This window comes from Cellulomonas sp. URHB0016, from assembly GCF_054057935.1.
Map to the genome: position 1 here is coordinate 1,102,298 of NZ_JBSRZU010000001.1, position 20,575 is coordinate 1,122,872.

General features: G+C 73.5%; 23 protein-coding genes. 7 read left to right on the top strand and 16 right to left on the bottom strand.

Going from position 1 to position 20,575, the window contains the following annotated elements:
* Positions 1-27 precede the first annotated feature (27 nt).
* Together modA and ACVW07_RS05170 are read right to left on the bottom strand one after the other, a co-directional pair.
* Positions 28-858, bottom strand: a complete 831-nt coding sequence (gene modA, locus ACVW07_RS05165) for a molybdate ABC transporter substrate-binding protein (RefSeq protein WP_456818204.1) — start codon at positions 856-858, stop codon at positions 28-30.
* On the bottom strand, positions 855-1,259 hold the full coding sequence (locus ACVW07_RS05170) for a TOBE domain-containing protein (protein ID WP_456818205.1): 405 nt from the start codon (positions 1,257-1,259) through the stop codon (positions 855-857). The genes modA and ACVW07_RS05170 overlap by 4 nt, the downstream gene beginning before the upstream one ends.
* 110 nt (positions 1,260-1,369) lie before the next feature.
* Between ACVW07_RS05170 and ppk2 the strand changes: the two genes are divergently transcribed.
* Both ppk2 and nhaA read left to right on the top strand, forming a co-directional pair.
* Positions 1,370-2,218, top strand: coding sequence for a polyphosphate kinase 2 (gene ppk2, locus ACVW07_RS05175; protein ID WP_456818206.1), 849 nt, complete (start codon positions 1,370-1,372; stop codon positions 2,216-2,218).
* Between the two features lie 50 nt (positions 2,219-2,268).
* Complete coding sequence (gene nhaA / locus ACVW07_RS05180; protein WP_456818207.1) at positions 2,269-3,600, top strand: Na+/H+ antiporter NhaA; 1,332 nt, start codon at positions 2,269-2,271, stop codon at positions 3,598-3,600.
* Between the two features lie 63 nt (positions 3,601-3,663).
* Here nhaA and ACVW07_RS05185 read toward each other — a convergent pair whose 3' ends face one another.
* The 4 genes from ACVW07_RS05185 to ACVW07_RS05200 are packed head-to-tail and all read right to left on the bottom strand — an operon-like array spanning position 3,664 to position 6,391.
* Positions 3,664-4,476 carry an SDR family NAD(P)-dependent oxidoreductase gene (locus tag ACVW07_RS05185; protein ID WP_456818208.1) on the bottom strand — a complete coding sequence of 271 codons (813 nt, stop codon included), beginning with the start codon at positions 4,474-4,476 and terminating at the stop codon, positions 3,664-3,666.
* A gap of 56 nt (positions 4,477-4,532) precedes the next feature.
* Entirely contained in the window at positions 4,533-5,054 is a 522-nt protein-coding gene (locus ACVW07_RS05190) for a DsbA family protein (RefSeq protein WP_456818209.1), read from the bottom strand.
* 37 nt (positions 5,055-5,091) lie between these two features.
* On the bottom strand, positions 5,092-6,135 hold the full coding sequence (locus tag ACVW07_RS05195) for an NAD-dependent epimerase/dehydratase family protein (protein ID WP_456818210.1): 1,044 nt from the start codon (positions 6,133-6,135) through the stop codon (positions 5,092-5,094).
* Between the two features lie 25 nt (positions 6,136-6,160).
* On the bottom strand, positions 6,161-6,391 hold the full coding sequence (locus ACVW07_RS05200) for a hypothetical protein (protein ID WP_456818211.1): 231 nt from the start codon (positions 6,389-6,391) through the stop codon (positions 6,161-6,163).
* A 121-nt stretch (positions 6,392-6,512) separates the two neighbouring features.
* Between ACVW07_RS05200 and ACVW07_RS05205 the strand changes: the two genes are divergently transcribed.
* The 4 genes from ACVW07_RS05205 to ACVW07_RS05220 are packed head-to-tail and all read left to right on the top strand — an operon-like array spanning position 6,513 to position 8,979.
* A complete protein-coding gene (locus tag ACVW07_RS05205; RefSeq protein WP_456818212.1) occupies positions 6,513-6,968 on the top strand; it encodes a hypothetical protein in 456 nt (151 codons plus the stop codon).
* A 10-nt stretch (positions 6,969-6,978) separates the two neighbouring features.
* Positions 6,979-8,208, top strand: coding sequence for an NRAMP family divalent metal transporter (locus ACVW07_RS05210; RefSeq protein WP_456818213.1), 1,230 nt, complete (start codon positions 6,979-6,981; stop codon positions 8,206-8,208).
* Positions 8,205-8,639, top strand: a complete 435-nt coding sequence (locus ACVW07_RS05215; RefSeq protein WP_456818214.1) for a hypothetical protein — start codon at positions 8,205-8,207, stop codon at positions 8,637-8,639. Before ACVW07_RS05210 ends, ACVW07_RS05215 begins: the two co-directional genes overlap by 4 nt.
* Positions 8,626-8,979, top strand: a complete 354-nt coding sequence (locus tag ACVW07_RS05220; RefSeq protein WP_456818215.1) for a PRC-barrel domain-containing protein — start codon at positions 8,626-8,628, stop codon at positions 8,977-8,979. Before ACVW07_RS05215 ends, ACVW07_RS05220 begins: the two co-directional genes overlap by 14 nt.
* Positions 8,980-9,041: 62 nt before the next feature.
* Here ACVW07_RS05220 and ACVW07_RS05225 read toward each other — a convergent pair whose 3' ends face one another.
* From ACVW07_RS05225 to ACVW07_RS05255, 7 genes are all read right to left on the bottom strand, one after another.
* A complete protein-coding gene (locus ACVW07_RS05225) occupies positions 9,042-10,220 on the bottom strand; it encodes an ABC transporter permease (RefSeq protein ID WP_456818216.1) in 1,179 nt (392 codons plus the stop codon).
* A complete protein-coding gene (locus ACVW07_RS05230; RefSeq protein WP_456818217.1) occupies positions 10,217-10,921 on the bottom strand; it encodes an ABC transporter ATP-binding protein in 705 nt (234 codons plus the stop codon). Before ACVW07_RS05230 ends, ACVW07_RS05225 begins: the two co-directional genes overlap by 4 nt.
* Positions 10,918-12,381 carry a hypothetical protein gene (locus ACVW07_RS05235; protein ID WP_456818218.1) on the bottom strand — a complete coding sequence of 488 codons (1,464 nt, stop codon included), beginning with the start codon at positions 12,379-12,381 and terminating at the stop codon, positions 10,918-10,920. The genes ACVW07_RS05230 and ACVW07_RS05235 overlap by 4 nt, the downstream gene beginning before the upstream one ends.
* Complete coding sequence (locus ACVW07_RS05240; RefSeq protein WP_456818219.1) at positions 12,378-13,127, bottom strand: hypothetical protein; 750 nt, start codon at positions 13,125-13,127, stop codon at positions 12,378-12,380. The genes ACVW07_RS05235 and ACVW07_RS05240 overlap by 4 nt, the downstream gene beginning before the upstream one ends.
* Positions 13,124-14,062: a hypothetical protein gene (locus ACVW07_RS05245; protein ID WP_456818220.1), complete on the bottom strand. Its 939-nt coding sequence runs from the start codon at positions 14,060-14,062 to the stop codon at positions 13,124-13,126. The genes ACVW07_RS05240 and ACVW07_RS05245 overlap by 4 nt, the downstream gene beginning before the upstream one ends.
* Positions 14,023-14,391 (bottom strand): peptidase inhibitor family I36 protein, encoded by a 369-nt coding sequence (locus tag ACVW07_RS05250; RefSeq protein WP_456818221.1) that lies wholly within the window; start codon positions 14,389-14,391, stop codon positions 14,023-14,025. Before ACVW07_RS05250 ends, ACVW07_RS05245 begins: the two co-directional genes overlap by 40 nt.
* A gap of 428 nt (positions 14,392-14,819) precedes the next feature.
* Positions 14,820-15,350, bottom strand: coding sequence for a methylated-DNA--[protein]-cysteine S-methyltransferase (locus ACVW07_RS05255; RefSeq protein WP_456818222.1), 531 nt, complete (start codon positions 15,348-15,350; stop codon positions 14,820-14,822).
* 212 nt (positions 15,351-15,562) lie between these two features.
* Between ACVW07_RS05255 and ACVW07_RS05260 the strand changes: the two genes are divergently transcribed.
* A complete protein-coding gene (locus ACVW07_RS05260; protein WP_456818223.1) occupies positions 15,563-17,593 on the top strand; it encodes a hypothetical protein in 2,031 nt (676 codons plus the stop codon).
* A 26-nt stretch (positions 17,594-17,619) separates the two neighbouring features.
* Here the strand turns inward: ACVW07_RS05260 and ACVW07_RS05265 are convergent, their stop codons facing one another.
* The 3 genes from ACVW07_RS05265 to ACVW07_RS05275 all read right to left on the bottom strand — a co-directional run bounded on the left by ACVW07_RS05265 (position 17,620) and on the right by ACVW07_RS05275 (position 20,190).
* Positions 17,620-17,886: a hypothetical protein gene (locus ACVW07_RS05265; RefSeq protein WP_456818224.1), complete on the bottom strand. Its 267-nt coding sequence runs from the start codon at positions 17,884-17,886 to the stop codon at positions 17,620-17,622.
* A 217-nt stretch (positions 17,887-18,103) separates the two neighbouring features.
* Complete coding sequence (locus ACVW07_RS05270) at positions 18,104-18,736, bottom strand: uridine kinase (protein ID WP_456818225.1); 633 nt, start codon at positions 18,734-18,736, stop codon at positions 18,104-18,106.
* Positions 18,733-20,190 (bottom strand): mechanosensitive ion channel family protein, encoded by a 1,458-nt coding sequence (locus tag ACVW07_RS05275; RefSeq protein WP_456818226.1) that lies wholly within the window; start codon positions 20,188-20,190, stop codon positions 18,733-18,735. Before ACVW07_RS05275 ends, ACVW07_RS05270 begins: the two co-directional genes overlap by 4 nt.
* Positions 20,191-20,575 lie beyond the last annotated feature (385 nt).

Below are 20,575 nucleotides of genomic sequence, written 5' to 3' on the forward strand. Positions count from 1 at the left end.
CGGGGCATCACGGCGCCCCTCCCGGCGTCACGGCGCGACGAAGCCGTGGGAGGTGAGCACCCGCCGGCCCTCGGCGGAGAGCACCAGGTCGACGAACGCCCGTGCGACGTCCTCGTCGTGCGGGCGGGCGGGCGCGGAGAGCACGGCGATCGGGTACCGGTTCACGGCCGCCGCCGCCTCGGGGACGTCCACCCCCTCGACGTCCGGCCCGGCACCCAGCACGTCCGTGCGGTAGACGAGGCCCGCGTCGGCGTCCCCGGAACGGACCTTGGTCAGCACGGCCGTGACGTTCTGCTCCTCGCTGGCGGCCGCGAGCGTGACACCGGCCGCATCCAGGGCCCTCCGCGCGGCGGACCCGCACGGGACCTCGGGTGCGCAGAGGACGACCGCACCGCCCGACGACGCGAGGGCGGCGAGGTCCGCGAGCGAGCCGACCGCGTGCGGGTTCCCTGCGGCGACCACGACCTGGAGCGTGTTGGTCGTGAACACCGTGGGCACGCCCTCGACGAGGCCCGCGTCCGTCACGGTCGTCATGCTCGTCTCGTCGGCGGTGGCGAGCACGTCGGCCTGCGCCCCCTCGAGGAGCTGGGTGGTGAGCGTCGAGGAGCCGTCGTAGGTGACCGGCGCGACGGTGACCCCCGGGTGGGTGCTCGCGAAGGTGTCGGCGAGCTCGTCGAACGCGGCCTGCAGCGAGGCGGCGGCGAACACCGTCAGGTCTCCCGTCAGGCCTGGTCGCTCGCCGACGGTCGCCGAGGAACGCGCCGGGCCCGTGGCGCCCGCCGAGTGGTCCCCGGAGCAGGCCGCCAGCGCGAGCACGGCACCGACGACGAGCACGCCGGCACCGGCACGACGGTTCACCGGTGCCCCCGCGGCGTCTCGACGACCACCGTCGTGGCCTTCACCACCGCCGACGCCCGCGACCCGACCTCGAGCCCCAGCTCACGGACCGCCTCCGCCGACATGAGGGAGACCACCCGGAACGGCCCGCACTGGAGCTCGACCTGTGCCATCACCGTGTCCAGGGTCAGGGCGGTGACGATCCCTGCGAACCGGTTGCGTGCCGAGCTGCTGCCCGCACCGGAGTCCTGCGGCGTCCGGGCCCGCTCCACGGCGACCGCGGCGAGCGCCGCACCCTCGACGACCGACCGCCCGGACTCGTCGACGGAGGCCGCGAGCGTGCCCGCGTCGACCCACCGGCGCACCGTGTCGTCGCTGACTCCGAGCAGGGCAGCCGCCTCGCTGATCCGATAGTGCGTCACAAACCGTGATCGTAGCCCGCAGCATCGGACGCCGGGCGCCGGAAAGGCCGCACGTGCGGAGTTCCTCGCTCCGGTCCGCATGAGCGCGTCACCAGGGGTAACGTCCGCTCATGGCGAAGGCGACGCAGGACAAGAAGCAGAAGAAGAACAAGATCCCCAACGACGTCTACGAGGCTGAGCTGTTCCGCCTGCAGGCCGAGCTGGTCAAGCTGCAGCTCTGGACGCAGGCGACCGGCGCCAGGATCGTCGTCCTCTTCGAGGGCCGCGACGCCGCCGGCAAGGGCGGCACGATCAAGCGGATCACCCAGTACGTCAGCCCTCGCGTCGTGCGGATCGCCGCGCTGCCCACGCCGACCGAGCGTGAGAAGACCGAGTGGTACTACCAGCGGTACGTCGCCCACCTGCCGGCGGCGGGCGAGATCGTGCTGTTCGACAGGTCCTGGTACAACCGGGCCGGCGTCGAGAAGGTCATGGGCTTCTGCACCGCGCAGGAGTACAGCCGGTTCATGCGTCAGACGCCGATCTTCGAGCAGATGCTCGTGGAGGACGGGATCCTGCTCCGCAAGTACTGGTTCTCGGTGTCGGACGAGGAGCAGCTCAAGCGCTTCCGGTCCCGCCTCAACGACCCGGTCCGGCAGTGGAAGCTGAGCCCGATGGACCTCGAGTCCCTCACCCGGTGGGAGGACTACTCCCGGGCCAAGGACGAGATGCTCGTGCACACGGACGTGCCAGCGAGCCCGTGGCTCATCGTCGAGTCGGACGTGAAGAAGGTGGCGCGCCTCAACATGATCAGCCACTTCCTCTCCAGCATCCCGTACACGGACGTCCCGCACGAGAAGGTGGTCCTGCCGGACCGGCCGGCGCCGTCCAACGGCTACGTGCGGCCGCCGCGCGAGCTCTCGACCTACGTGCCCGACCACGCGGCGGCGCTGCAGGGCGACCCGGAGAAGGACTTCTGACCCGCACCTCGCCCGCCCTCACCGGTCCCGGCCCCGCGCTGCGCGTGCGGGTGCCGGGCATCAACCCCGCGGTCCGCGACTTCCTGGCGACCGAGGCCGGCAGCGCGGTCGTGCTGCTGGCCGCGACGGTCGTCGCGCTCGTGTGGGCGAACTCGCCGTGGAGCGGGGCGTACGACGAGCTCTGGACCACCACGGCCGGCATCCACGTCGGCACCTGGAGCCTCGACCTCGACCTGCAGCACTGGGTCAACGACGCCGCGATGGCGGTGTTCTTCGCCGTCGTCGGCCTGGAGATCAGCCGCGAGGCGACCAGCGGTGAGCTCCGGGACAGGCGGACCGTCGCCGTCCCGGCCCTGGGTGCGCTCGGCGGGCTGCTCATGCCGGTGCTGATCTACCTGGCGTTCAACGGCGGCACCGACGCGGCGCACGGCTGGGGTGTCGTCATGTCGACGGACACCGCGTTCCTGGTCGGCATCCTCGCGTTGTTCGGGCCGGCATGCCCCGACCGGCTGCGGCTGTTCCTGCTGACCCTCGCGATCGTCGACGACATCGGGGCGATCACCGTGATGGCCGTGTTCTACACCGACGACGTGGACGCGCTCGCGCTCGCGGCCGCAGGGCTCGTCGTGGTGGGCATGCTCCTGATGCGCTGGCTGCGGGTGTGGCAGCTCGCGCCGTACGTGCTGGCCGGCGTCCTGCTGTGGCTCGCCGTGCAGGCGTCCGGGGTGCACGCGACGCTCGCCGGCGTGCTCGTCGGGCTCCTGGTGCCCGCGACGGTGCCGCGGCGCGAGCAGGTCGAGGCCGTGCCCGCCTACGCCGGCGACCTGGTCGACGACACCACCGCCGAGCGGGAGCACCTTGCCGAGCTCGCCGCACGGGCCGCCGTCCCGACCAGCGACCGCCTGCAGCGGGTGCTGCACCCGTGGAGCGCGTTCGTGGTGGTCCCGCTGTTCGGCCTCGCCAACGCGGGGATCCGCCTCGACGCGGACACCCTCGGGGCCGCCGCGCACTCGCGGCTCGCCGTGGGCGTCGCGGTCGCTCTCGTGCTCGGCAACGCCATCGGCATCACGGGCGCCTCGACGCTCGCGATCCGGCTCGGGCTGGGCGAGCTGCCGGGGCGCGTCAGGTACGGGCACCTGCTCGGCGGCGCGATGCTGGCGGGCATCGGCTTCACGATCTCGCTGTTCATCGCAGGGCTCGCGTTCGACGACCCGGCGCAGCTGTCCGACGCGAAGATCGGCATCCTCGCGGGATCGCTCACTGCCGCCGTGCTCGGGTCGGTCCTGCTGCGGTGGCTGGGCGAGAAGCTGCCGCTGTGCTCCCCCGCGTCCCTCGGGCCGCCGCCCGCGCTCCCGCCGCTGCCGTGGCGGTCACCCGCGTAGAGCGCGGTCAGGCACCGTCCGCGAGCGCGGGTCGACGATCAGCGACCAGTCGGTGAGCTGCTCTCACTCCAGCGGGTCGTCGGGTCCGAACGTCCGCAGCGCGAGCCGCCGGGCGTCCTGCTCCACGATCCGCGCGGCCGCGGCACGCAGCGACCCCACCGTGTCGGCGCCCGCCCGGACGAAGCGGCCCGACAGGTCGTCGAGCTCACCGTCGCCGAAGGCCCGGACGAGCTCGGCGACCTCCTCGACGGCGGTCCACTCGGTGCGCCCCGCGTGCAGGGGCATGCCGCTCGTCATGTCGGTCGCGACGACGCCGGGGGCGAGGTCGAGCACCCGGATGCCGCGGTCCCGGTACTGGGCGTCGAGCAGCGTGGTGAACCGCGCGAGCGCCCCCTTGCTGATCCCGTACCCGGTGTACGCGGTGCCGCGGTTGTGGCCCGCCCCCGAGTTGACGTTGAGGACACGGCCGCCGGCACGGGCGAGCATGCCCGGGAGCACCGCGTGCGTGACGAGCACCGGGCCACGGACGTTCGTCTCGATCACCCGCCACATGTCCTCGACGTCGTCGTCACCGAACGGAACCTCGGACCGCTCGAGGACGCCGGCGTTGTTGACCAGGAGCCCGATGCCGCCGAGGTCCGTCTCCACGCGTGCGACGGCGTCCAGGACCGCGGTGACGTCGACCAGGTCCGCGGCGGCCACGACGACGGGCACACCGAGCGCCCGAGCCTCCTCCGCGACGGCGTCCAGGTGGCTGCGCGTCCGGCCGACGAGTCCCACCGCGTACCCGGCGGCGGCGAGGCCGAGCGCCAGGCCGCGACCGATCCCCCTGCCGGCGCCGGTGACCAGAGCGGTGCGCAGGACGTCGGAGGTCATCGGGCCATGGTGCCGCACACCTCGGGAACGGGCAGGGGCAGCGGCAGGCGCACCGGTCAGGCCGTCGACGCGGCGGCGCGCGCCACGGCCTCGCGGAGCCGACGCAGCTCCGGACGGCCCTCGTACCGGACCCCGCCCACGAAGATCGTCGGCGTCCCGGTGACCCCCGCCGCGACCCCCGCGGCGTAGTCGTCCTGGACGGCGCGGGCGAACCGCTGCGCCGCGTCCCCGACCACCTCGTCCGGGTCCAGACCGAGCGAGCGGGCGGATGCCCGCAGGTCGCGGTCCGACAGGTGGTCCTGGTGGCTCATCAGGTCGTCACGCAGCTCCCAGAAGCGCCCGTGCACCGCGGCGGCTTCCACGGCGAGCGCGGCCGTGAGCGCGTGCGGGTGCACCTCGAACAGGGGGAAGTGCCGCCACACGAGCCGCACACGTCCCTCCGCGCCGTCGACGAGCTCGCGCAGCACCGGTGAGGCGGCCCGGCAGTACGGGCACTCGAGGTCGCCGTACTCCAGCACGGTCACCGGGGCGAGCGGGTCGCCGTAGACGTGCCGGTCGGCGACGGTCGGATCGGTCATGGGACGACCATGCCAGGCACGCAGGCTCGCCGGCACCTCACCGGTGCAGCCGCCGCGGCAGCAGCGGCGGGCTCGCCGTGCCGTCACCGGCGGCGATGCCCTCGACGACCTCCCGCAGCGCGTCGGCGCCGCTGGTCCGGGACCGCCAGTCCAGCTCCCGCTCCGCGCGCGCCGTGTCGAGCACCGGCGCCGCGAACGCCATGTCCAGCCAGCCGGGCCCCACGGGCAGCACCCGTGCGCGCCAGGTGACCGCCACGGCGGCGCGCGCGACGCCCGGTGGGACGTCCCGGACGGCTCCGGCCCCCAGCACCTGCGCGACGTCGCCCGCCCGCAGCACGTCGGGGGCCGCCACGTTGAACGCGCCTCTGACCCGCCGCACGACGGCCTCCCGGTACGCCTCGGCGAGGTCGTCCGCGTGCACCGCCTGCAGGCGCAGGCCCGACGGCCACGGCAGCACCGGCAGGGCGCCTCCGAGCAGCGTGCGCGGCACGAACGGGCCGAGGAAGTAGCGCGCGATCTCGTTGCCGGCCGACCGCTGGAACACCAGCGCCGACCGCACCCGTGCGACGACGAGTCCCGGGTGCGTCACCTCCGCCTCGTCGAGCAGGCGTTCCTGGGCCGCCTTGTGCAGCGAGTACGACGACGAACGCACGCCGTCGGTCGGCCACGCCTCCGACCGGGGCACGTCGTCCGGCGCCGCCGAGTACGCGCCGACCGACGACGCGGCGACGAGGTGCGGCACCCCCGCGCGGACGACGGCGGCGATGACGCGGCGGGTCCCGGCCACGTTGACGTCGAACAGCCGGCGTCGGTCGTGGCTCGGCTGGATCGCCCAGGCGAGGTGCACCACGGCGTCGGACCCGGCGAACACGTCGGTGAGCCGTGCGACGACAGGCTCGTCGGGCACGCCGGCACCGAGGTCGCACGCGACCCAGGACGCGATCCGGTACGGCAGGGGTGGCAGCCCGTGCGGGACCCGGCGCGCGACACCGACGACGGACGTCACCGTGGGGTCCGCCGCGAACCTCCGCAGGAGTGCCGTGCCGACGTTGCCGCTCGCGCCGACGACCACGACCCTCATCAGCGGCCCGGCGCCGGTGCGCCCGTCACGGCTCTCGGGGGTTCAGGTTCGCCGGGTCGCCGTCCGGGTCGGCCTCGGGGTCGCTGCTGGGATCGTCGGACGAGGATGCGGCTGCTCCCGTGCGAGGGTTCAGCATCCCCGGGTCGGAGTCCGGGTCCGTGGTGGCGTCGTACGGCGCGGCGGCGTCGGGCGCCGTCCCGTCGTCCGGGGTCGTGGGGGTCGAGTCGGGCCGCTGCCCGTCCGGTGCGCTCGTCATCCGTCCACGCTGACACCGCTGCGGGACGGGCGCATCCGGTGCGCGGCTCGCCAGCGCTCCCGGCCGGCCGAAGGCGGCCGCTCGTCGTGCGTACTGCGCCGGCGCACGCCACGATGCGTCCATGCTGCCGGCCAGGCTCCTGCCCGCCCTCGTCGCGCTCGGCCTCCTGGCCGGCTGCGCGGTGGGGTCGTCGGCTGCGCCCTCGGACGACGCCTCGACCCTGGGCGAGGCGGTGGCCGAGGCGACGTCCGCCGTGGAGACGACCCGCCTGGCCGCCCGGCTGCTGCGCGACGACCGCGCGTCCGCGCCCGTGGTCGACACGGCCATCGACGACTCCGTGCACGTCCTGTCCGAGGCCTCGTTCGCCATCAGCACGCTCGTTCCCGGCGGAGACGAGGCGGCCGCCTGGCGCGACGACGCGCTCGCCGCGGTGGACCGGGCGACCGTCGCGGTGTCCCGGGCCCGCGACTGGGCCAACGGGGTCGGTGATGCAGCCCGGGTGCGGGCCGACCTGGAGGAGAGCGCGCGCCAGCTCGACGATCTCGGCACGGAGCTCGAGCGGGCGGCCGGCACGTGAGGGCCCGCGCATGAAGCGGCTGCTCGGCGTGGCGCTCGGCATCCTCACCGCGATCGGCGGGTTCCTCGACATCGGGGACCTCGTCACCAACGCCGTGGTCGGGTCCCGGTTCGGGCTGTCGCTCGCCTGGGTGGTGGCGCTGGGCGTGGTCGGCATCTGCCTGTTCGCGCAGATGTCGGGGCGGGTGGCTGCCGTCAGCGGCCGTGCGACGTTCGAGATCATCCGCGAACGCCTGGGACCCGGCACGGCGGGTGCCAACCTCACCGCGTCGTTCCTCATCAACCTGCTGACGCTGACGGCGGAGATCGGCGGCATCGCGCTCGCCCTCCAGCTCGCCTCGAGCGTGGAGCCGCGGCTGTGGATCCCCGTTGCCGCGCTCGCCGTGTGGCTCGTCGTCTGGCGCGCGAGGTTCAGCATCATGGAGAACGTCACCGGGCTGCTCGGGCTGACGCTCGTCGTGTTCGCCGTGGCGCTGTTCCTCCTGCACCCGCCCTGGAACGAGCTCGCCACCCAGGCGCTGCAGCCGAGCGTCCCCGCCGAGGAGGGGCCCGCGTCGTACTGGTACTACGCGATCGCGCTGTTCGGCGCGGCGATGACGCCGTACGAGGTGTTCTTCTTCTCCTCAGGAGCGGTCGAGGAGAGGTGGACCGTGAAGGACGTCGGGCAGTCCCGGCTCAACGTGCTCGTCGGGTTCCCGTTCGGCGGCATCCTGTCCGTCGCGATCGCCGCGTGCGCCGCCGTCGTCTTCCTGCCCCGGCACGTCGAGGTGTCGTCGCTGTCGCAGATCGTCCTGCCCGTCGCGCTCGCCGGCGGCAAGCTGGCGCTGGCCGTCGTCATCGTCGGGATCGTCGCCGCGACGATGGGGGCGGCGCTGGAGACGTCGCTGTCCAGCGGCTACACGTTGGCGCAGTTCTTCGGCTGGTCCTGGGGCAAGTTCCGCCGGCCCGCGCAGGCGGCGCGGTTCCATCTGGCGATGATCGTGGCGATCATGGTGGCGACGGGGGTGCTGATGACGAGCGTCGACCCGATCAAGGTGACGGAGTTCTCCGTCGTGTTCTCGGCCGTCGCGCTGCCCCTGACCTACCTGCCGATCCTGCTCGTGGCCAACGACCCCGAGTACATGGGCGTGCACGTCAACGGGCGGGCGACGAACGCGCTGGCGCTCGTCTTCCTCGTCGTCATCCTCGCCGCGTCCCTGGCGGCGATACCGCTGATGATCGTGACAGGAGCAGGCTCGTGAGCCCCTGGCTGCGCCGGTCCGACCGGCCGTTCCCCACCGACGGGACGCTGCCCGGGTCGCCACGGCCGGCCGGCCGGGTGCTCGACGCGCGGCTGCACCTGCTGGACCGGCAGACGCTCGACGTCGACGGGCGGCCCGTCGCCACGGTCGACGACCTCGAGATCGGCACGCCCGAGTCGTCGTCCGCGACCGGCGCGGAGACGCTGCACGTCGTCGCCCTGCTGTCCGGCCCGGTGCTGGCGACACGCATCTTCGGCGGCCGCCCCCCGTCGGCCCGGCTGCACCGCGTGGACTGGCGCAACGTGACCGACGTCGGCACCACCGTCCGGCTCGGCGTGCACGGTGACGATCTCGACGTCCTGTGGGTCGAGCGCTGGGTGCGGGACCACGTCATCGGCCGCATCCCCGGAGGTCGTCATGATCCTGGGTGACCTGCTCGACGCCCCCGTGCGCGACGCCGCCGGGCGGCGGCTCGGTTTCGTCGTGGACGTGCGGCTGGTCCTCGACGGCCCGGTGACCGGCCTCCTCGCCGCACCGCGCGTCCACGGGCTCCTGGTCAGTCCTCGGACCAGGACGTCCTTCATGGGCTACGAGCGCACCGACGTCCGGTCCCCCGCGCTCGTCGCCCGGTACCTCCGGTGGCGGCACCGGGGGACGTTCCTGGTCCTGTGGTCCGACGTCGACGTGGCGTCGGGACAGGCCGTGACGCTCGCCGACGGCTACCGGCGGTGGTCCCCGGCGCACCCGGAGGAAGGCCGCCGGCGGCCCTGACGGGGCCGCTCAGGCGCAGACCCCGCGTCCTCGTCGCCGCCGGGGCGACGCGGCCCCGCGCGTCAGGCGCCGCGAAGCGCCTGGGTCGGCGAGAGCCGAGCCGCGCGCGACGCCGGGTACGCCCCCGCGGCCGCGCCGACCAGGACGGCCAGCACCAGCCCCACGGCGCACGCGGCCGGGTCGAGCTGCGGGGTCATGGCGTTGACCGCGCCGTACATGAGCGTCACCAGCACGCCCACCACGACCCCGGTCGCACCGCCGACCAGCCCGAGCAACGCCGCCTCGATGATGAACTGCAGCCGCACCTGCCCCGCTCGCGCGCCGACGGCGCGGCGGAGACCGATCTCGCCGCGCCGCTCGAGGACGGCGATGACCATCGTGTTGACGATGCCGATCGCGCCCACCAGCAGCGCGATCGTGGCCAGCCCGAGCGCGAGCGAACGGTACGAGCCGTCGACCGCCGTCTGCGCCTGCTCGAGGCGTGACGGTGCCGTGACCTGGACCGCGAACGGAGCCGCCGGGTTCGCGGTGAACGGGATCACCGGCCTGACCTGGGGCACGCTGCCGCTGCGGGAGCGGACGTAGATCGTGGTGATCCGCGGATCGGCGGCATGCTCGGCCGCCCACCGGTCACCGATCAGCGCCTTCAGGTCGAGCTGGGGCGCGAGCTGCGACGGGGCCATGACACCCATCACCCCGTACCAGGCGTTCCCGATCCAGACGCGTTGCCCGACCGCCGAGACCCCCAGCCGCTGCGCCGCCTTCGCGCCGAGGACCACGCCGGGAAGCGCGGAGGTCGCGTCGTCGAACCACCGTCCCTCGACGACCGAGAGGTCCATCGCACCCGCGAGCTCGGGCTCGACCGCGGCCACCGTGAGGCCGTTGCCCATGGTCGCCGGCACGAGATCGGTGCGGTACACCCCGAGGTCCGGCAGCTCACGGATCGCCGCGGCACCCTCGACCGGTCCGATCCGGCGGATCATCGCCGACGCCGTGTCCGGCAAGGGCACGGGCCCGTCCGGGCCGTCCCCGGGCGCCACCTCGAGCACGTTCGAGCCCAGCGCCTCGAGCTGGGCACGCGTGTAGGCCTGGTTCGTGCCCGCGATGCCCATCACCGTCACGAGGGTCGCGATCCCGATCGCCACCCCCAGCATCGACAGCACCGACCGCAGCGGACGGGACCTCGGTCCGAGGGTCGCCGTGCCGAGCAGGTCGGCGACCGACAGCCGCGTCCGCTTCACGAGTGCGCCCGCTGGTGCACGTCCTGCTCGATCCGTCCGTCGCGGACGCGCACCAGTCGGGGCAGCGAACCGGCGATGGCCTCGTCGTGCGTGATGACGACGAGCGCCGTCGAGCTCAGTCCTCGCAGGAGCTCCATGACGGACCGGCCGGTCGCCTGGTCGAGGGCGCCGGTGGGCTCGTCCGCGAACACGACCTGAGGATCGTGCGCGATCGCCCGCGCGACGGCGACGCGCTGCTGCTCACCACCGGACAGCTGCCCGGGACGGTGGTCCATGCGCCCGCCGAGGCCCACCCGCTCGAGGGCGTGCCGAGCGCGCTCCCGGCGTTCCTTCGCGCTGAACCCCGCGTACAGCAGGCCCAGCTCGACGTTGCGGGTGGCGTCGACGTACTCGAGGAGGTGGAACTGCTGGAACACGAACCCGAACGCGCGCGAGCGCAACGCCGCCTTGTCACCGTCCGTCATCGTCACCGTCGAGGAGCCGCCGACGACCACGTCGCCCGTCGTCGGGTCCTCGAGCGTGCCCATGATCGACAGGAGGGTCGACTTCCCGGAGCCCGACGGGCCGACCACCGCCACGTGGGACGACGGACCGATCTCGAGGTCGATGCCGTGCAGCACGCGCAGCGTGCCACCGCCGGTGGAGAAGTCCTTGGTGACGCCGCGCACCGCCAGCGCCGGCGGGGCGCCCTCCCCGGTCACGGGATCCGCACCCGGTCCCCCGCCTTGAGCTTGCCGCCGGTGACCTGGACCCGTGCCTCGGCGATCAGGCCCACCTTGACGCCGACGAGCTCGACATGGCCCCCCCGGGTGACTCGCTCGACGGCGTAGCCACCTTCGGCGAGCGCGAGCAACGCGGTGACCGGGACGATGAGCGCATCCTCGGCCACGTCGGTCGACACCTCGACGGTGACCGCCGACCCGGCGAGCGCCGCCACCGCCGCCTGGTCGGCGACGTCGACGTGCAGCGCAGGCTTCGTGGCTGACGCGGAGCCGTCCTTCGCGCCCGTGCCGCCGGCGCCGTCGCCGGCCGTCTTTGCGCCGTCACCGGACTTCCCGTCGGCTGCGGCCGCGGCTGCGGTCGTGCTGCCGACGGACGCGACGGTCCCCTGCACCTGGCCACCGGACGGGAGCGTGACCTGGACGGTCGTGCCGATGGCGAGCGCGGACTGCTGGGAGGCGGTGACGGGAGCCTGGACGAAGGTGGTCATGCCCGTCCACTGCAGGATCTCCCCGCTCGCCGGGCCGCCGAGGCGCGCGCCGACCGACTCCACGCGGATGGACGCGGCGCTCAGCACGGTCAGCTGTTCCGGGCCGACGGACTGGGCACGCGCCACGCCCAGCGCGGCCTTCGCTGCCGCGACCTGGGCCACGGCCTCGTCGACGGCCTGCTTCTGTGCGGCCACGTCCGGCGCCGCGTCGAGCGCCGACCGCGCGGCCCTGGCCGCGTCGAGCTGCGCCTGAGCGAGCGCGGTGCTGGCGCCGCTCGCGGTCGCCTCGTCCAGCGCCGCAGCCGCCTCCGCGACGGCCGCGTCCGCCTGGGCGACCTCGACCGCGTCGGGCGGTGAGTCGGCGGCCGCGAGACCCTTGCGCGCGGCCGCGACAGACTTCTGCGCGGCGTCGAGCGCGGCCTGGGCGTCGGCGATCGCCTTCTTGCCCTCGTCCGTCTCGGTCGGGGGCGTCTCTCCCGCCGCGCGGTAGAGATCGGCGACGGCCGCCGACGTCGCCGCGTCGAACACGTCCGAGGCGCCGTCGCCGTGGCCGAGCGCCGCGAGCGCCGTGGTGAGGGTGAGCACGTCCTTGCCCGTGTCGCCGAGCTTGAGGGCGCGCCACAACGGCACCGGCCCGGAGAGGAGGAACACCGGCTGCCCGTCGACCTCGTACAGCACCTGGCCGGCCGAGATCTGCGCACCCGGCGGCGGGAGCGCCGTCAGCACCCCGTGCCCCGAACCGGACAGGGGCGTCACGTCACCGCGCGTCAGGGTGCCGGTGAGGCGCATCCCGGCCGCGAGCGCCCCCCGCTCGACGACCGCCGTGCTCATCGAGGCCGTGTCGGCCGGACCAGGGTCGTGCGGTGCGTTCAGGCGCACGGCACCGATCGACGCGGCGGCCAGCGCACCGAGCGCGACTGCCGCGACGACCGCCTTGACCGCCCTCTTCACGGTGTGTCCGTGCTCCCGTCCGACGGTGCTGCCGCTCCCGGAGTGGCCCCACCCATGACACCGGCGTAGATCGGGTTCTCGATCGCCTGCATGTAGGGGCCGATGTCCATACCCATACCTTCGACCTTCACGGCCGCCTGGTAGTCGAAGTGCGGCGCCGGGTCGTCCGGGTGCGCGATCGGCTTGGAGCACGCCTTGCCCAGTGCGACCGCCTGGTCGACCGTCAGGCCCTCGGGGATCACGACCAGGTCGACGACCGGGTCCGCGATCATCGCGTACCCGGCGTCACGAGCGCACTGCGCCCAGGTGTGCCCCGCCTCGGCGACGTCGTCGTCGACGGCCAGCTCCTGCGGCGCGTCCACGGCGACGGACGTGTCGAGCTCGTCCTTGGCACCCGGGAACTTGGTGCGGCACCCCTTGATGTCCGCGTCCCGGTCCACCCCGTCGACGCCGATCGGCGAGGTGTCGGAGTCACCGAGGATCTGGACGCCTTCGATGACGACGAAGCCCTTGAGGTTGCCGCTCGGTTCCGCGTGCACGGTCAGGCCGAGGCCTTCGAGGCAGTCCGCGTAGCTCGCGGTGTTCTCGTCGGCGTAGCCGCCCTGCACCGTGGCGGCTGCGTCGTCGCCGTCCAGCGAGGCGACGTCCCCGGTCTCGTGGGACGAGCAGCCGACCAGCAGGACCGCCAGGCCCGCAGCGCCGAGCACGGCCGCGACCCGTGACGACGCAGCACGCCGCGCCCTCATCGGTTCTGCCCGTCGAGCACGTAGTGGTCGATCGCCTGCTGGATGTCGTTCATCGATCTCTCTACTCCCTCGAGCGCATCCGCGTGCTCGGCGGTCAGGCGCTCCTGCGCCTCGCCGATCGCGGAGAAATAGGCATTGTCGTAACCCGACCGGCTCCGGCACTCCACGTCGATGGTCGCAGCCTCGATCTCGTCGCGAGGTGCGTCCAGCACCAACGTGTCGCCCGCACCTGGGTAGTCTCGCGCGTCGACGGCCTCCAGCACCGAGATCCGGAACTGCTCCGGGCGGCCGGTCGGGTCGCCGATCGGAGGGTGCGCGCGGGTGACGCAGGCGCGCCACCGCTCGACGCCGGCGTCGACGCGGGCGTTCCCCACGGCCGCGTCGCGGCTCTTGGCGTCGAGCTGCAGCAGGACGTTCCCGGCGGCGGCGACGTCCGGCACCGGACCTCGCGACTCCTCCGTGCACGCCTCCTTCACCTGCGTGTACCTCTCCTCCTGGCCCGCCGGGACGACCGAGGCCAGCGCAGCAGGCATGGCGACCTCCCGCGGATCTCGCGGAGCTCGGTACCCGTACTTCTCGACCACGTCCGGCGCCAGGTTGGGATAACCGAGCGACGAGTACGCACGGACCGCAGGCTTGCTGACATCCCATGTCCCGACGGTGTATTCGAGCCCGGACCGCGCCATGCATTCAGCCATGAATGCATCGACGGCCGCGCCGTACAGGGAGAGGTCGACGAACTTGCTTTCCAGCGGCAGGTCGGAAGGAGCGTCGTAGCGGCCGGTCGCGCCCTCGCCACCATTCTCCGGGTGCATGGAACAACCAGACACCATCAGAGCGGCGACGAGGGCGCAACAGCCCGCGAGTCGCGCAAGACTCACGGAATCATCACGTCTCAGACAAACTTCGCCGACGAGATGGCGTCCTGCAGCCACGTGCCCGCCAGGTTCGCGGACCAGTAGCCACGCTGCAGCAGCCAGCCGCTGCCGTCGTAGTTGGTGCCCGTGTACCACATCACGTTCGACGTGCGGCCGTTGTTGGCGAGCGAGCTCGCCACGTTGTTGAAGCCGTAGTCGCTCATGTTGGGGATCCGGTACTGGAAGGTGACTCGTGCACCGTTGTAGTTCGAGTCCTTCCAGGCACAGGCGTAACCGAGGCTGCACGCCCCGTCTCCCGCGGAGGCCGGGGTGGCGACGAGGACGGCGCCGACGGTCATGAGGGCTGCGGTAGCTGCTGCTGCGGCAATCTTGCTGATCTTGCGCATGCAATACACCTCGTGTCTTGGATTGGTCAAACAGGGGCCCACGCCGATCTCGACCGGAGCGATCGTGCCGATTTCGCGCGCGGGAGGGTGTACCGAGCGGGCCGGCGTTTGCTTACCGATCTGTCACCAAACGTCCGACTTGTCCGGTTCGCCCCGGTGCAACCTAGGGGGGTCCGTCGCGCAAAGTCAAAATGGCCCGCGCGCCGCGGCCGTACGCACCGGCTTGAACGTTTAGGCACCGATATTCGGTTGAATCCGAGCACATATTTCGAATAGGTCGTGCCGCCCGCGCCGGACGGCACCGGCGCCTGGCGGGCGGGCTCACCGCCGTCCCGTCGCCCTGCCCAGCACGCGTCCCGGTCAGCACGACGTCCTGGTCAGGACCTCCCCGCGGCCAGGACCTCACCCCGGTCAGGACCTCACCCCGGTCAGAAGAGCGTGCCCGCTCCCCCGGCAGGTGCCCGTTCGAGCTCGAGCAGGAACCGCTTCCGCTCGACGCCCGCGGCGAACCCTGTGAGCGACCCGTCCGCACCGACGACGCGGTGGCAGGGGACCACGATCGCGATCCTGTTGGCACCGTTCGCGGCGCCGACCGCCCGGGACGACGTGCGGGGGTCGAGGCCGACCTCCGCCGCCAGCTCCCCGTAGGACCGGGTCTCGCCGTACGGGATGCGCAGGAGCGCCCGCCAGATGCGCACCTGGAACTCGGAGCCGACGAGGTGCAGCGGCAGGTCGAACACCGTCCGGCGGCCCGCCAGGTACCCGGTCAGCTGTCGGGCGGCCTCGGCGAGCGACGCGTCGTCGCGCACGCCCAGCTCACCGCCGACCGGATGGTTGCGGGCCCGGGTGGACGGAAGCAGCACCGCCGCGAGGGCGCCGCCCACCCCGACGAGCGTGATCGGGCCCATCTCCGAGTCGACCACGGTGTGCGTGGTGGCCGCCGCTCGCGCTGCCGTCATGACCGACATCTTCCCGCTCCCCTCCGGCATCCCGGCACGGCGCCGGCCCCCACGGGGAAGACGACGCGCGACCGGCGGGTGTGAGGTGCGGGCGTCGACCGGCGCGGCGTATCAGTGGCCGACGTCGCGCTCCTTCCTCCCAGGACGTCCCGTGACCCCGACGCGGCTAGCATCGCTGGTGACGGGGCTCTCGCGACGACGAGGGGGACGTGATGGCGGATCGCATCTGCAGCGTGTGCGGTTCGTCGAACCCGGAGGACGCGGCGTTCTGCCGCGTGTGTGACACCTACTTCGACTGGGACGGCACCGGCGAGGCGCCGGGCTCGCAGCACGGTGGCGGGACCCAGGTCGCCGGAGCCGGGGCCGCGACGGGAGCTGGTGCGGGCGGCATCGCGGCCGGCACCGTGGGCGGCACGTCCGGCGGCACCGGTCCTCACGTGGACACCGACCCGACAGAGCAGCAGCCCGTCTCCGACGAGCCTGCTCCTCAGCCGCGCACCCAACCGCGTGCCGCCGCACCCGTCGCCCTGCTCGAACGCAGCGACGTGCTCGTCACCCCGCAGGCGCCGGGAACGCTCGGGATGGTGCTCAAGAACGCGTCCGACATCGTCGACGGCATCGTCGTGCACCCGGTCGCCCCACCGCCGTGGCTCGTCGTGACGCAGGAGGACGCCAACCTCATGCCCGGCGAGACGCGATCCGTGACCGTGACGTTCGCGACGCGTCCCGGCGTGCTCGTGGTCGCCCAGCAGCTCGAGCTGGTGCTGGTCGTCCGCTCCTCGATCGACCCGGCGAAGCTGGTCGAGATCTCCGTCAGCCTCACGGTGCCCCCGCTCGGACCTCCGCCCACGCTGACGTCCCGTCCGGCCCTCGTGCACGTGAACGACACCGGCGAGGGCTCGTTCGCGCTGTCGTTCGACAACCGGGCGGCGAACTTCCCCCGTCGCTACGTCCTCGCCGCCCACGACCCCGAGGACCTCGTCCGCGTCGACTTCGTGCCGGCCGTCGTCGACGTACCGGCGGGCGGAACGGTCGAGACCACCGTGCGCTTCGTCGCACCGGAACCGCCGGCCGGCCAGGAGGTCAGCCGACAGGTCACGATCACCGGGACGGCCGACGACGGCGAGGTCACCGCGGCGGTCACGATCACGCAGCGCACCGCCGCACCGCCGGAGCGCCACCCCGTCGCGGTGCGGCTCGAGCCGAGCCACCTCCAGACGACCGACGACCGGACCGTGGCGTTCGACGTGGTCATCGACAACCGGGCGAGCGACGTCGGCGTCGCCCTGTCGCTCAGCGCGCGGGACCCGCAGCGCCTCGTGTCGTTCTCGTTCGGTGAGGACAGGCTGGTGGTCGGCCCCCACCGGGTCTCCACGGTGCACGCCCTGCTCCGGACGGCCGCACCGCCGCCGGGCACGACCCAGACCCGCCCGTTCACGGTCGTCGCGAACGACGGCACCGCCGAGGTCGAGGCACCCGGCGTGCTGGAGGTCGCCTCCCGCGCGGCGCCGATCACGACGGCACGGCTCCGGGTGGAGCCGTCGAACCTGTCCACCCACGAGCGACGCGGCGTGTACGGCGTCCACGTGGACAACCGGGCGGGCGCGGACGTGCTCCGGGTGCGGCTGACCGGCTCGGACGAGTTCGGTCGCGCACGGCTCACCTTCACCCCGGCAGAGCTGGCCGTGCCGGCCGGGCAGGTCGCCTCCGTCCGGCTGGCCGTCGACAGCGAGCCACCCCGGGGCGGGACCACGTCGTCACGCCAGCTGCGGATCACGGCGAGCGACGGGGCAGCGGCGGTCGAGGCAGAGGCGATGCTCACCCAGACGTCGCGGGACCGCCGGCCGGTCGCGAAGCGCTGGTTCGTGGTGCTCGGGGCGCTGCTCGCGATGCTCGGCGCGGTGCTGCCCTTCCTGCTCGGCCAGGACGCGGACCTGAGCGAGGTCACGGACGACGTCGCCGCTGCGACCCGTGGCGACACGGAGTCGATCGCGTCCAGCGCGATGACGGCGTCCGTCGTCCTGGTGGTGCTCCTGGGCATCGTGATGCTGTTCGGACTGAACAGCTCGACCGGTCGCGGCATCCGCATCGCGGCGGTGCTGATGATCCTGATCGCGGCGGCCGCCCTCGTCGCGGCGTCGTCGGGCGTCACCGACGCCTCCGGCAGCGGGTGGTTCCTCGTGCTCGTCGGCGCCGTCCTCGGGTTCGTCGGTGGCGTCTTCGCGCGACCGAGAACCGGGTGAGGCGACGGGCCCGGACGCCTCGACCGTCAGCGGGTCGTGGCGAACGTCGCCACGACGAGCAGCAGCAGCACGGTGGCCGAGGCCACGACCGCCGCCCACAGGAACGCCTTGACTGCGAGCTCGCCGGTGTGGCGCAGCCGCCAGAGCGACAGTGCGAGAACGAGCGGCGCGAGCACGCCCCCGAGCGGTACCCAGAAGGCGACGAGCGCGCTGAGCACGGCTGCGCCGACCAGCGTCGCCGCCCACCCGAGGTCGTGGTCGACCGTCCGGACCGGTGTCCCGTAGATGGCCATGGCACTCCCCTTCGAGCGTCGCGGGCCTTGCTGGTGTCCCGGCCTCCGTCACGGGAGGCCGAGCTCGTCGGCTGAGGGATGCGGAGAGGGACGTCGGATCCGAAGTCACACTGTCCGGGTCACGGTGTCATGCGAGGTCTGTCCGGTGTGTGCACGGAGATTACGCGCATCTCGGGCCCCGGTCAATGGCCGGTGCGACTCGGCCGGTCACGGCCTGTCACAGCCGCTCGGCTGCTGTGACCAGGGCCGGACGGCGGGGGTCGTCCACACGCACCACCACGTCCGCGACCGCGTCGGGGGCCGCCTCGTCGTCATAGCGCGCGAAGGTCGCGAGGAGCCACTGGCGGTCCGCCGGCAGCAGCCGCGCGAGCGTCGAGGGACGGACGGAGAGGTGCACCGCGAGGTCCCCGTCCAGCCGCCCGAGCAGCAGCTCGCCGTCGACCACCAGCACCGACCGGGCCGGCGCCGTCCGGTACCCGGCCCGGGTGGACCGGTCCGTGCTCGCGTCCCACAACGTCGGCAGGTAGCGGCCCTCCACGGCGAACGGGGTGAACACCTCCCGGCGCAGGGCCGCGGCGTCGAGCCGGTCCTCGAGGTAGGCGTCGGCGTCGTCGCGGCCGTGCTCCCACCGGACGGAGGCCGGCCGCAGGAAGTCGTCGGCGTGCACCCGCACCACTGCACGACCCGCAGCCCGCAACGGGTCGACGAGCGCGTCGGCAAGATCGGCCGGCCGGAGCACCGCAGCACCGTCCACCACCACCCGGCTGCGCCCCGGCCGGGCGAGCACGCGCGCGACGACGTGCGCCACCAGGGCGTCCCAGCTCACCGGGCGGATGGTCGGAGCCGTCATCCGGCGGGGCTCTCCTCGCGCCCTGCCGCGTGCCGGTCGCCGCCTTCGTCACGCTCCTCGGCGGTGTGCTCGCGCTCGTCGATCACGTCCTGCCCAGGGCCGTGGAAGTGCTCCGACCGCTTGAGCGCGTCGATGCTGCCGGTGAACAGCCGCGCGTTCTGGCCGGTCGACGTGAGCACCTCCGTCTCGTCCCGCGACCACGTCGCCGGGCGCGGCAGCGGTCGCGTCGCCGGGAGCCGCACCGGTGCGTCTCGCCGAGCGGCACGCCGCCCTGAGACCCTCGGCTTGGCATCTTCGTCACCGTCGCCGGCGCCGCGCACGCCCTGCCCGGCCTCGCTACCGGCGACGTCGACCGGGCGCTGCACCGTCGGGGCCGACAGGCCCGGCTCCCACCGGGTGCGCGGCAGGCCCTCGGGCGCCTCGGACTGCAGCCAGGCCACGAGCCCCTCGCGGACGTAGCACCGCAGGTCGAAGAGCGTGGGTGCGTCGGCGGCCGACGCCAGCGCCCGCACCCGGACGGCACCGCCGACCGCGTCGGTGACCTGGAGGATCCCGACGCGGCGGTCCCACAGGTCGGTCGCCTCGAGCAGGCGGGTGAGCTCCTCGCGCATCTGCTCGACGGGAAGCTCCCAGTCCAGGTCCAGCTCCACGGTGCCGAGGAGGTTCGCGTCCCGGCGGGTCCAGTTCTCGAAAGGCGTGGTGGTGAAGTAGGTGGACGGCATGATGAGGCGGCGGTCGTCCCACACGTGGACCACGACGTAGGTGAGCGTGATCTCCTCGATCCGCCCCCACTCGCCGTCGACCACCACCACGTCGTCGACCCGGATCGCGTCGGTGAACGCGATCTGGGTGCCCGCGAACACGTTCGCCAGCGAGCTCTGCGCCGCGAGCCCCGCGACGATCGAGATGACGCCGGCGGACGCCAACAGGCTCGCGCCGAACGCGCGGGCCTGCTCGAACGTGAGCAGCACCGCGCCGACCGCGCACACCACGATCACCGCGACCGTGATCCGACGTAGCAGCTGCACCTGCGTCCTGACACGCCGCGCCCGCCGGTTGTCGGAGACGTCGACCCGGTACCGCGCGAACGCCGCGTCCTCCAGCACGAAGGCCAGGCTCCCGACGAGCCAGGCGACCGTCAGGATCAGCGCGACCAGCAGCACGTGCTCGGCCGCGGCCCGCCAGTGCGACGGGTCGGTGGACAGCCGCAGGGCGATCCACAGTGCGACCACCACGAGCACGGCCCGCGTGGGCCGGCGGGAGCGGCGCGTGAGGTCCGCGGCGGCCGGGGAACGTCGTGCGGCCCTGCGCACGAGGGCTCCGAGGAGCGTCGCGACGAGGTAGGCCACCACGACCGAGACCAGCACGGAGAGCACGGGCACGACGACGTCGCTCGCCGACGTGGACGCCTGGTCCTCCACCTGGGCGAGGGTCAGGAACCGGGAGCGGTGCACGCCGTCAGCCTAGGCAGCGGCGACAGCGGTCGCTCGACGCCTGCCGCGACCACGCCGCAGGTTCTGCCTCCCGCGGGCGGCACTGCTCGTCGCCCGCGTCGGGCAGCCACCCGCGCCGGACGCCGGGCGGATCGGGGCCGCGGTACCCCCACCGCGCTGCGTCCGGACCACGGGCGTGTTTTGGGGTGCCCCGTCCCCACGTGGGGACGGGGCACCACGAGAGGCGTCTCGCCGGCACGAGGCGTGGCGCGCTCCCTGCACCCTTTCGGGCGGCCCGGCTCTCGCCGGACCCTCGGCACGCGGTCTCAGACCCGCAACAGGCCGGTCGCGTGGGAATCCCATGACGATCGGCTGTGCCATGTCTAACACTCCCTTTGCCATCGCG